Consider the following 9,876-nt stretch of genomic DNA (forward strand, 5'->3'; position numbering starts at 1 on the left):
CGGCGTTCCGTACTAGGGTCCCATGGGTGTGATGGACTGGTATCCGCCGATCGAGCCGTACGACTCCGGAATGCTCGCCGTCGGCGACGGCGTCGGCGACGGCAACGCGCTCTACCGTCATCGCCCCTCAGCGCCGACGTGCTCGGCCCCAGGGCTAACGGACTCCGCCATGAACGATCATCAAACACGCTCAGAGTCCACCTCAACTCGAGGCAAGCCCATCTCGACGGCTCCAGGCACTAAGCCCATACAGCCCAAAAGGTGCGCAATATCCGCGCCATGGCCACGCCTGAGGTCTTCCCCCTACACCGACCAGCGGGTTATCTATTAATTGAACGCCAAATGAGGCTTAGGTAGTCCTCTATCCACGGAGTCGATCTCTGGAGAAGCTGGTTACCCGCTAAACAGTTTCGTGCGTTTATGGAGACTGCGGCGAAAAAGTCAATAGCCGTCGCCGTGTTTCTCTTGCTCATTCCAGACCTCTGAAATCTGTACGCAAAAGACACGGGAGCTGGGATTAGGACCGTTTGTGGCGTTCCTGGTTAGCCTGCTATGGCTTGGGCTGTCATCGGGTCCATTACGGGTCTGATCGTATGGGTTGCTTGCATGGTAATGGCCTATTGGGCGGTAAAGTCGTACAACGCAAAGCTGGAGGTGTAAATAAGCGAGCACCTGTTAGTCGTGGACGGGTACAAGTCTGCACGTCATGCTAAGAGGAGCTGATGAAATGCTGCGAATAATTAGAGATCCAGGGTCGGTGGCACTCGCGGCCGTCTTCGCTCTCACTGCTTCAATTGGAGTGAACGCAAATGGTCAGGCGAATGGCAGTGAGCAAAGAATCGCGACGACTGGAAGCGAATGGAGTTTCGCCGGCCGGCCTCAGCGATTTGACCCCAATGATGAACAATTCCTCAGAGATATTCATGATGCAGGAATTGCCGCTCCGGACGAGCAAGCTATCGCAGTGGGGCACAGGGTCGTCGATTCCAACTACAGCCTGGTGCAAGAGTTCGGAGTCTACCCGTACCACGTCCCGGCATTCGTTCAAGCTGCCATGAACGCGTATCGACCGAACGAGGGTCCGCCGGGGTCGGTTGCGGATGAGCAATTCCTCAGAGATATTCATGATGCAGGAATTGTCGCACCGGACGGGCAGGCTATCGCAGTCGGGCACAGGGTTGTCGATTCCGACTATAGCCTGGTGCAAGAGTTCGGAGTCTACTCGTACCACGTCCCGGCATTCGTTCAAGCTGCGATGAATGCATTCCGGCTGTAGCAGGCGATAAGCCAATGGCCTTGGGCCGCTGGTAGGCCGGCCGATCTACCAGCGAGGGGTCCATGCGGTGCATCGTGGCTCCGGCATTAATCCGAGAGAACATAACGCGGGAGAGGATGCCGTTATGACGGAAAATGCAACTCCTAGAGAGCAATTCGTTCCTGGGTATACAATTGCAGCTATTAGTTCGATCATAGTGCTCGTGGCATTTTTCGCCGTTCCATACGTCAGCAGCTTTGTAGTAGTAAACGCCACTGGAATTCAGCTCGCGAACGCCGCAGCTGAAGCCGGATCTGAGGGTGCAGACTCTGGAGATCCAACCGCTAGTATGCTAGCGGCGCTGTGGATGGTTCCTCTAGCTGCGGTTATCGCCCTGACGTCGGTGCTGATCGGAGTCGGGGGACCTCCCAGTGATTCGAGGCGTAGCGGTGTTTCGATAGCGCTAATGCTTACTGGAGGAATATTCGCCTTTGTGCTCTTTGTATTGCTTGTATTCCTTGCATCTCAGGGTCAAGAGGGCGGTAGTGTCCTTGCTGGCGGATCTTATCTCACCCTGATCGGCATAATTGGCATCGGCGCGGGCGGAGCAATAGAACAGATTGCCCTAGCAGGCAATCGGAGTAAGAACGCAAGCAAGTGATGCAGCGAAATGTGCATCGGCACGTAACCGTCACTTCGTACCATCTGGCCGCCGACGTGCAGATGCAGTTGGTCATCAAGGCCACGCATGCTCTATTCGCCGCGCTTGAGAGCCACATCAAGGCAATCGCGGTTGCGAGGTACCAGATCATCGCACGGGGTCAGAAGCGATCGGAGATAGCTCTTGATCCATCGTCATGGCCCCTCCGGCTCGACCTCATCCCGCCAAGCGGCGATCGCTGCCTCGTTGCGCTCGATAGCCCGCCGGGAAGGCGCCTGCCAGCTCCATCCCAGCCGTGCAGCAGATAACACGCCCCCAGACACGGTGTAGGCGACGCCGAGCCGCTGGCGGATCGGCTCCGCGATCCGGGCCAGCGTCCAGCGCTGATCCTCATCCCAGCCATGCGCGACAGGCCCCCCATCCAGGGCAGTCTGCAGCTCCTCCAGCTGCACACTGGTCAGCTTGCAGGCTTGGCCAGCCGGTTCTTTCGAGACGAGCCCCTTCCGGCCGCCGACCTCCAGCGCCTCCGTATCGCGCCCCGCCCTTAATGCTCTCTAGCTTCTCTCAACCTGGGTCGGACTGACTCAGCCGCATCGTAGGTCTCACTCAGACACCCCGCGCCCGATCATCCCGGTCGCCCCGAAAAGGATCACTTTCATGACAGGCCATTCCTTGAGCGTCGGCGTTCCATACTAGGGTCCCATGGGTGTGATGGACTGGTATCCGCCGATCGAGCCGTACGACTCCGGAATGCTCGCCGTCGGCGACGGCAACGAGCTCTACTGGGAGACCTGCGGCAACCCCTCAGGCAAGCCCGCGTTGTTCCTGCACGGCGGCCCCGGAGGGGGCCTGCTCCCGGACTTCCGGCGGTTCTTCGATCCGTCCGCTTACCGGATCGTGCTGTTCGACCAGCGCAACTGCGGTCGCAGCCGCCCCTTCGCGGGCGACCCGGGGGTGTCGCTGGAGCGCAACACCACCTCGCATCTGGTGGCCGACATCGAACGGCTGCGCGAGCACCTGGGGATCGAGCGCTGGCTCGTCTTCGGCGGCAGCTGGGGCACCACACTCGGCCTGGCCTACGCGCAGGCGTACCCCGACCGGGTCACCGAGCTCGTGCTGCGCGGCGTGTGGCTCGTCCGCCCCGCGGACGTGGCCTGGGCCTTCACCCCCGGAGGCGCGGCCCACCTGTTCCCCGCCGAATGGGCGGCGTTCCTCGCCCCGATCCCCGCCGGCGAGCGGGACGACCTCGTCGCCGCCTACGGCCGCCGCATCAACGACCCCGACCCCGCCGTCCACGTCCCAGCCGCCCGAGCCTGGATGGGCTGGGAGCTGTCCGCCAACACCCTGCTGCCGGTGCCGCTGCCCGACCTCGACGACGCCATGCTGGTGGCGTTCGCCCGCATCACCCACCACTACATCGCCAACGGCGCCTTCCTCGCCGAGCAGAAGCCTGAGGGGGGCCTGCTCGCCGGCATCGACCGCGTCCGCCACATCCCGGCAGTCATCGTGAACGGCCGCTACGACGTCAAGACGCCGCCCAGCCAGGCATGGGACCTGCACCAGGCCTGGCCCGAGGCGGAGCTCCACATCGTGGAGGACGCCGGCCACGGCGGCTCCGAGCCCGGGACCCGCCGCCTGCTCATCGAGGCCACCGACCGCTTCCGTCACCCACGCTGACCGGCGTCCGCCCCGATCGTCTCCATGATGTCGCCGGTCAAGGGGTAAGGCCGCTCCACCGGCAGCAGGCCGGACACGTCCGCGCGGCCTGACACCGCCGCGCGGACCTCCCGCACCCGGTCCGTGATGTCGGTGATCCCGCTTGAACGGCGCCACGAAGCGCTGCGCCGCCACGGCGGGCTCGGCGATGGCGGCGTCATAAGCCTGGTAGACGGTGATCGACTCCTCGGTGTAGGTGCGGACTCCGTCCGCTACCTGCGGTGGACCGCTGGACGCGGTCCACCGTAGGCGGCACGGATCTGCCGGTAGGGAACGCTCATGCCGCCCAGAGTGGCGAAGGTCCGTTCCCGGGTGCAACGCATTAAGGCCCCGCCAGGTCACGGACGGCGAGCACCAGGTGGGCGACGGCGGCAGGGGGGACGGTCAGGCCGCGGGTCGAGATGCCGATCGCCCACTGCGTGCCGGGCACCACCGCGGCGGCGCACGCCACGTCCTGCCTGAACTGCCCGTGCTCCTCCACCACCTGTCCCGGCCGCAGCCCCGCCAGCTCCTCCTCCACGTCCTCCACGCTCGCCGGGGTCATGGAGGTGAAGCGGCGCAGGCCGTGCTCGGTGAGCACGTCGCGCCGGACCCGCGGCGGCAGGGGGAGCAGCAGCGCCTTGCCCAGCGCGGTGGCGTGCGGCGCCGTCTCCAGGCCCGCCTGCAGGTCCTCCAGCCACGGGGAGCGCGGCCCCTCCGCGAGGTCCACCACCATGAGCCGCGCGTCGGCGAGCTGGGCCAGGTAGGCGGTGTGGCCGGAGGATTCGGCCAGGCGCCGGAGCACCTCGGCGGCGCGCGGCGGCCGCTCGAACGACTCCAGCATCTCGTGGAAGCGCTCGGCCACCTTCGAGCCGGGCAGATAGTCGCCCTCCGGCCGCCGGTGCAGGTAGCCCTCGTAGCAGAGGGTCCGGACCAGGTGGTAGGAGGTGGACAAGTTGAGGCCGCAGCGGCGGGCGATGACCTTGACCGACAGCGGCCGGTCAGCCCGCGAGACCTCTTCCAGCACGCGGAGCGCGCGGGACACGCTGCGGATCAGATCGCTGGGTTCTTCGCCGGTCATCCATCAAGCATCTTCGTGCCATCTGAAAATCGCACCCTACCGGGGGCGGAAACCTGTCCGAGGATGCGCGATCCCTTCGGTTCGACCTCCATCCTTCACCGTGGCGTCCACCCGCCGGGTGCCTGCGAAGCGGGCCCAGGCCTCAGATGTCGCTTCTGCCGAACTTCTGCGCCACCTGCCGTGTGATCTCCCGCTTCCGGGGCTCGAACTCGGGGTAGAAGTCCTTGCCGCACTCCAGGTCGTCGAGCGCGGCCTTGATCTCCCTGTCCAAATGCTGTCGGGCCTGCTGGTCGGTGAGTGGCTGGCTGCCGTTCCGGAGCTTTGCGTACTCGCCGGCGAACGTGGCGCCGCGGTCCGCGACGGCTGTTGGCTTGGCGTCGCTGACGGCGTAGCCCTTCCCCTTCAGGCAGGTGGCCATGGCGGTGGCCAGCTCCACCAGCTTCGGGTCGCTGTCGAGCTCGGTGGTCATCGCCTCCTTCCTGGCCGCCAAGAGCTGGGACAGCAGATCGGCACCCGACCTCACGTTCAGGCCGAGTACCTGCTTGGCCGCGGTGCCCTCGCATGTGTTCCTGGCCTTGATGTAGGCCAGCGCCTGGGCGTTGGAGAGCGCGAGCATGAGCTTCGCGTTCGGGTTCGCGTCAAGTTCGGCGACGCCGGCCTGGCGGGTCATCTCCTGGGGGTAGACGCTCATGGCGAACGCCCCGAACCCATATTTTTCGCGATATTTCCGCATCGCCCGGTATTCGCCGGACGCGCGGTTACGTTCCTCGTCGGTCTCCTCCTTCTCCGGCATCACCCACGCGACGTACTTGAAGCCCTGCTGTTTCATGCATCCGCCTTGACCGCTTCGAGCTGGTGCTGCTTGTCCACCGCCGCGCTGCCTGCGGGCGCGCTCCGCGTGGACGCGGGCCCGGCCGGCGCCGCCCCGGTCTCCCCGCAACCGCAAAGCACGGCAAAGGCCAGCAGCGCGGCGGGAATTGTCTTTAGTATCGGAGGCCCGCTGATGAGCATGATCCGCGAAATACTTTGTTAAACGTAGTATCGTCAATCTGGGCAGTTGCAGTGCCGCTGCGCTGCCGGCAGAAGGGGACGACATCAGGCTCGCCGGTGCTCGGGTCCTTGGTCCGAGAGAGCCAAGAGCCCGGAGCCTGCGCATCTCGCCGGGTGCGGGGCCGGGGTAATCAGCGAGCGGTGCGCCAGGACTGCTCCTCGACCAGCTCCACGCTGCGCCAGCCGCCGGGCGTGCGCCGCATGCGGTGGTGGTACCAGCCGCCGCCGTGCAGGAAGCCCTCGGTGTCCGCGGTGACCATGTCCCTGGTGGGGGCGAGGGTGTCGCTGAAGGGGGCGCTCACGCGTGCCTCGCCGTCCGCGAAGTCGATCCGCGCAGCGCCGACGAGGTGCAGGCGCCCGGGCCAGTGCGGCAGCACCTCCGCGAGCCAGGCCTTGACCTCGTCCCGCGTGCCCCTGATGCCGCCCGCGGTGCGGTAGTCGATCACGGCGTCGGGGGTGAACACCTCGTCGAGCAGGTCCCACTGGCCGGAGTCGACGGCGTGGGTGTAGCGGGCCAGCAGGTCGGTGATGTGCAGCCGGTCGGCGATCTCCTGTATGTCCATGATGCCGATCGTTGCGCCGTGCCCGCCCGATGACCAGTGCGCCGGGCCACACGGTGAGCGCCGCGCCAGGCCGTGTTTCTTGGGGATTTTACTTGCATGATCGGATGATCACCGGGTACGCCTGTCGTCATGCCCGTTACAGGCTACGAAGGTTGGTTATTGGCGGGTCGGTACAGATTGCTCGCCGAGGTGGGCCGGGGCGCCATGGGCCGCGTCTGGCGCGCCCATGACGAGCTGCTGGACCGGCAGGTGGCGGTCAAGGAGCTGCGCATCCCGTACGAGCTGGGGCCGGAGCGGGAGGAGCTGCTCGGGCGCACCCTGCGCGAGGCGCGCCTGACCGCGCGGCTGAGCCACCCGCGCATCGCCGCCGTGTACGACGTGGTGGTCGCCGACGAGCGGCCGTGGATCGTGCTGCAGTTCGTCCCCGCCCCCAGCCTCGCCCAGCTGATCGCCGAACGGGGACCGCTGCCCGTGGCCTCGGTCGCCCGGATCGGGCTCGAGATGCTGGACGCCCTGCGCGCCGCTCATGCCGGCGGCATCGTGCACCGCGACATCAAGCCGGCCAACATCCTCATCACCGACGACCGGCACGCCATGCTGACCGACTTCGGGCTGGCCAGCACCCTGGACGACCAGGGGCGCCGTACCCAGGAGGGCATCGTCGTCGGCACGCCCGCCTACATCGCCCCCGAACGCGCGCGCGGCGGCCCCGCCACGCCGCAGGCCGACCTGTGGTCGCTGGGCGCCACCTTGTACGCGGCGGTCGAGGGCCGTGCCCCGTTCGGGCTCAGCAGCGAGCTCGCCACCCTCTCCGCGGTGCTGACCTCGGCGCCGGAGCCGTTCGAGCACGCCGGGCCGCTCGCCCCGATCATCACCGGACTGCTGGAGAAGGATCCGGACCGGCGCACCGACGCGGACCGCGCGTACGAGCAACTGTCCGCGCTGTGCGCGTCCCCGATCCTTCCGGTCTCTCTGGACGCTCCGACCCTTGACGGTGACAGCGGGCGGATCACCGCCTCGTCCGGCGATCGTCCGTTCGGGAAGGGGACGCCGTTCCGGCAGCGGGCGACCGAGCACTGGCGGCAGGCGGCCGCCGTCGCGGCCCTGATCGTCAGCGTGCTGGCGACGGCGTCGTGGTGGAGCGGCGAGCCGGGCGCGCCGCGTCCGACGACCGTGGCCCAGCCCACTCCGTCGCCGGCCACGCTCGCGCCGGACACCACGGCGCTCCAGGCCCGCGAAGTCGTCGCCCAGCGCCATGCCGGCAGGCGCGAACCGGAGCCCGCCCGTACGACACCGTCCGTCTCCACGCAGGCGGCCGGTGCCTCGCACGCACCGGCGACGAAGACCAAGACGGAGCCGACCAAGACAGAGGCGACCAAGACGCCGAAGGCCAAGACCAAGGACGTCAAGACCAAGAACGTCAAGGTGAAGAAGGCCAAGGTGAAGAAGCACGGCGCGAAATGACGGTTGAACGATCAAGGGGTCAGGTTCGCCGTGAACCTGACCCCTTGATCATGGTGGACGATACTGGGATTGAACCAGTGACCTCTTCCGTGTCAGGGAAGCGCTCTCCCGCTGAGCTAATCGTCCTTGGAGGTGGCGACGGGATTTGAACCCGTGTGGACGGCTTTGCAGGCCGCTGCCTCGCCTCTCGGCCACGCCACCGAGCCGGAAGCTCCGAGCGGAAGACGGGATTCGAACCCGCGACCCTCACCTTGGCAAGGTGATGCTCTACCACTGAGCCACTTCCGCGTGCGCCCCGCTCGCGCCGGGCGACGAGAGAACTCTAGCGAATCCTGGCCCAGTCCCCAAACTGAATAGGCCCCGCGCAGGTCACGTGTGGCCGCCGTTGACCGAGATGCGCTGCCCCGTGACGAACCCGCCGCCCTCCGAGGCGAGGAACGAGACCGTGGCCGCCACGTCCTCGGGCGTGCCCATCCTGCCCAGGGGGACCTCCGCGAGATAGCCGCTCTCGTCGAGGCCCGCGTGCCGCTCCACCGGGATCCAGCCCGGGGCGACGATGTTGGCCGTGATGCCGTGTGGACCCAGCTCCCGCGCCCAGGTGAGGGTCATGGCGTGCTGGGCGCCCTTCGCCGCGATGTAGGCGGACATGCCGGGCAGGTTGCGGTCGACGACGTCGGAGCCGATCTGGATGACGCGGCCGCCGCGGCGCTCGCGCATGGCCGGCAGCACCGCCTGCACCAGCAGCGTCGGGCTCTTGACGAAGAACGTGAGCTGGTCGAGGTGCGACTGCCAGGTGAGCTCCTCCAGCGGGATGGAGGGCTGCGGGCCCGTCGCGTTGATCACCAGCACGTGCACCGGGCCGAGGCGGCCGGTGACACGGGAGACCAGGTCGGCCACCTCGGACTCGTCCGTGACGTCGGCGGCGAACGCCTCCGCGGCGCCGCCCGCGTCCCGGATCGCGGCCACGACCTTCTCCGCTCCGGCGGCGTCCGAACGGTAGTTGACCGCGACGGCCAGGCCGTCGGCGGCCAGCCTGTGCGCGATCACGGCTCCCAGGCCGCGCGACGCACCGGTGATGAGGGCGACTGCTGTCATGAGCCCCCACTCTAGGCTGTCATGAGCCCACCCTAGGCTGTCATGAGCCCCCGCTCCAGGCGCTAGCGGCGGGCCTGGAGCTCCGCGGGGTGCGGCCCCTCCGTCTCCAGGAGATACTCCTGGCCGGAGACCGCCCGGTTGCGGTCGACGACCTGCTCCGAGGGCGCCCTGTCACCGCCCATGAGCGCGTCCTGCGCCTTGCGGAAGCGCTCGTGCGCCTCCCGCGTGTAGCCCGGCCCCACGGTGGTGTAGTCGCTCTGGGCGGCGATCAGCTCGCGCAGGTACGCCTTGTTCGGCTCGAACGTCACCGGCGGCGGGCAGGCCGGGGCCAGCACCTGGTCGGGATCGCGATCGTCGAACCGCTTGAACAGCTCGGCCGCCAGCCGCAGGTGCTCCAGCTCCATGCCGAGGTTCAGCTCCCAGATGGTGCGCACTCTGGGGTGCGCCTCGGTCTGCGCGAACGAGTAGTACATGTAGCACTCGTTGTACTCATGGTTGAGCAGCCGTTCCCACCAGCTCTGGCCCGGATCGACGAGCGACTCGTAGTGCGTGACGTGCCCCTCCTCGATCATGGCGATCTCCTGGTAGAGCCCGCGGGCGACCGGCTCCATAAGCATGGGGCCGACGTTCATGTAGAAGTTCATGGCCTGCTGCTCGGCCGCCGTGACCGTGAGCGTGTGCAGGCGCGACAGCGGCTCCGTCGACCTCCTCTGGTACGGCTCCCGCACGTTGTCCATCGGGTCCCTGTGCTGCAGGTACGTCGGCCGCCCCGGCATCACCTCGGTCAGCCGGTCCACGACCTTGTCCGCCCTGCGGTGCTCGATCGTCTCGTACAGGTTCGCGAACCGGTACAGATGATCGACGTGCTCCAGCACGCCGAACTCGTACGCCTGCCTCAGATACCCGTCCGCCTCCATCCGCGCCACCCACGCCGTCAGCTCGACCGCCGCCTGCTCGTAGGCGAGCGTGGTCTCCAGCACCGACGAGACCCCCGGCAGCAGCCAGTTGACCA

The 9,876-nt window shown here is 67.1% G+C and carries 11 protein-coding genes, 3 tRNA genes and 1 pseudogene; 4 read left to right on the forward strand and 11 right to left on the reverse strand.

What is annotated here, in order from left to right; all coding sequences use genetic code 11:
* The first annotated feature begins 757 nt into the window (after positions 1 to 757).
* A complete protein-coding gene (locus tag AB0J64_RS55955; protein ID WP_364046566.1) occupies positions 758 to 1,276 on the forward strand; it encodes a DUF732 domain-containing protein in 519 nt (172 codons plus the stop codon).
* 124 nt (positions 1,277 to 1,400) lie between these two features.
* Positions 1,401 to 1,916, forward strand: a complete 516-nt coding sequence (locus tag AB0J64_RS55960; RefSeq protein WP_364046569.1) for a hypothetical protein — start codon at positions 1,401 to 1,403, stop codon at positions 1,914 to 1,916.
* 194 nt (positions 1,917 to 2,110) lie between these two features.
* Here the strand turns inward: AB0J64_RS55960 and AB0J64_RS55965 are convergent, their stop codons facing one another.
* Positions 2,111 to 2,368 (reverse strand): winged helix-turn-helix domain-containing protein, encoded by a 258-nt coding sequence (locus AB0J64_RS55965; protein ID WP_364046572.1) that lies wholly within the window; start codon positions 2,366 to 2,368, stop codon positions 2,111 to 2,113.
* Between the two features lie 256 nt (positions 2,369 to 2,624).
* On the opposite strand from AB0J64_RS55965, the gene pip reads away from it, so the two are divergent.
* Positions 2,625 to 3,593 (forward strand): prolyl aminopeptidase, encoded by a 969-nt coding sequence (gene pip / locus AB0J64_RS55970; RefSeq protein ID WP_364046596.1) that lies wholly within the window; start codon positions 2,625 to 2,627, stop codon positions 3,591 to 3,593.
* Here the strand turns inward: pip and AB0J64_RS55975 are convergent.
* The 5 genes and pseudogenes from AB0J64_RS55975 to AB0J64_RS55995 form a co-directional block, all read right to left on the reverse strand.
* Positions 3,581 to 3,709 carry a hypothetical protein gene (locus AB0J64_RS55975; RefSeq protein ID WP_364046575.1) on the reverse strand — a complete coding sequence of 43 codons (129 nt, stop codon included), beginning with the start codon at positions 3,707 to 3,709 and terminating at the stop codon, positions 3,581 to 3,583. The genes pip and AB0J64_RS55975 overlap by 13 nt on opposite strands.
* Positions 3,710 to 3,776: 67 nt before the next feature.
* A pseudogene (locus AB0J64_RS55980) lies at positions 3,777 to 3,974 on the reverse strand (hypothetical protein); the annotation flags it as partial.
* The gene (locus tag AB0J64_RS55985) at positions 3,955 to 4,692 is read right to left on the reverse strand and encodes a helix-turn-helix domain-containing protein (RefSeq protein WP_364046578.1); all 738 of its coding nucleotides are present in this window, start codon (positions 4,690 to 4,692) and stop codon (positions 3,955 to 3,957) included. The gene AB0J64_RS55985 and the pseudogene AB0J64_RS55980, both read right to left, overlap by 20 nt.
* A gap of 142 nt (positions 4,693 to 4,834) precedes the next feature.
* A complete protein-coding gene (locus AB0J64_RS55990) occupies positions 4,835 to 5,521 on the reverse strand; it encodes a hypothetical protein (protein WP_364046581.1) in 687 nt (228 codons plus the stop codon).
* Between the two features lie 352 nt (positions 5,522 to 5,873).
* Positions 5,874 to 6,305, reverse strand: coding sequence for a nuclear transport factor 2 family protein (locus AB0J64_RS55995; protein ID WP_364046584.1), 432 nt, complete (start codon positions 6,303 to 6,305; stop codon positions 5,874 to 5,876).
* 159 nt (positions 6,306 to 6,464) lie between these two features.
* On the opposite strand from AB0J64_RS55995, the gene AB0J64_RS56000 reads away from it, so the two are divergent.
* Positions 6,465 to 7,769 carry a serine/threonine-protein kinase gene (locus AB0J64_RS56000; protein WP_364046587.1) on the forward strand — a complete coding sequence of 435 codons (1,305 nt, stop codon included), beginning with the start codon at positions 6,465 to 6,467 and terminating at the stop codon, positions 7,767 to 7,769.
* A gap of 51 nt (positions 7,770 to 7,820) precedes the next feature.
* On the opposite strand, the gene AB0J64_RS56005 is transcribed toward AB0J64_RS56000, so the two are convergent.
* The 5 genes from AB0J64_RS56005 to AB0J64_RS56025 form a co-directional block, all read right to left on the reverse strand.
* Positions 7,821 to 7,895: transfer RNA gene (locus tag AB0J64_RS56005), tRNA-Val, on the reverse strand.
* Position 7,896: 1 nt separating this feature from the next.
* A tRNA-Cys gene (locus tag AB0J64_RS56010) sits at positions 7,897 to 7,970 on the reverse strand.
* 15 nt (positions 7,971 to 7,985) lie between these two features.
* Positions 7,986 to 8,057: transfer RNA gene (locus AB0J64_RS56015), tRNA-Gly, on the reverse strand.
* 81 nt (positions 8,058 to 8,138) lie between these two features.
* Positions 8,139 to 8,864 (reverse strand): SDR family oxidoreductase, encoded by a 726-nt coding sequence (locus AB0J64_RS56020; protein ID WP_364046590.1) that lies wholly within the window; start codon positions 8,862 to 8,864, stop codon positions 8,139 to 8,141.
* A 62-nt stretch (positions 8,865 to 8,926) separates the two neighbouring features.
* Positions 8,927 to 9,876 (reverse strand): hypothetical protein (locus AB0J64_RS56025; RefSeq protein ID WP_364046593.1); only part of this gene is annotated, 950 nt, incomplete at its 5' end.

This window comes from Nonomuraea sp. NPDC049695 (assembly GCF_040674955.1).
In the GTDB taxonomy this organism is placed as follows: Bacteria; Actinomycetota; Actinomycetes; order Streptosporangiales; family Streptosporangiaceae; genus Nonomuraea; species Nonomuraea helvata.

Coding starts and splice junctions, on each gene's coding strand:
- AB0J64_RS55960 (WP_364046569.1), top strand. CDS start 1,401: ATGACGGAAAATGCAACTCCTAGAGAGCAATTCGTTCCTGGGTATACA.
- AB0J64_RS55990 (WP_364046581.1), bottom strand. CDS start 5,521: ATGAAACAGCAGGGCTTCAAGTACGTCGCGTGGGTGATGCCGGAGAAG.
- AB0J64_RS55995 (WP_364046584.1), bottom strand. CDS start 6,305: ATGGACATACAGGAGATCGCCGACCGGCTGCACATCACCGACCTGCTG.
- AB0J64_RS55985 (WP_364046578.1), bottom strand. CDS start 4,692: ATGACCGGCGAAGAACCCAGCGATCTGATCCGCAGCGTGTCCCGCGCG.
- AB0J64_RS56020 (WP_364046590.1), bottom strand. CDS start 8,864: ATGACAGCAGTCGCCCTCATCACCGGTGCGTCGCGCGGCCTGGGAGCC.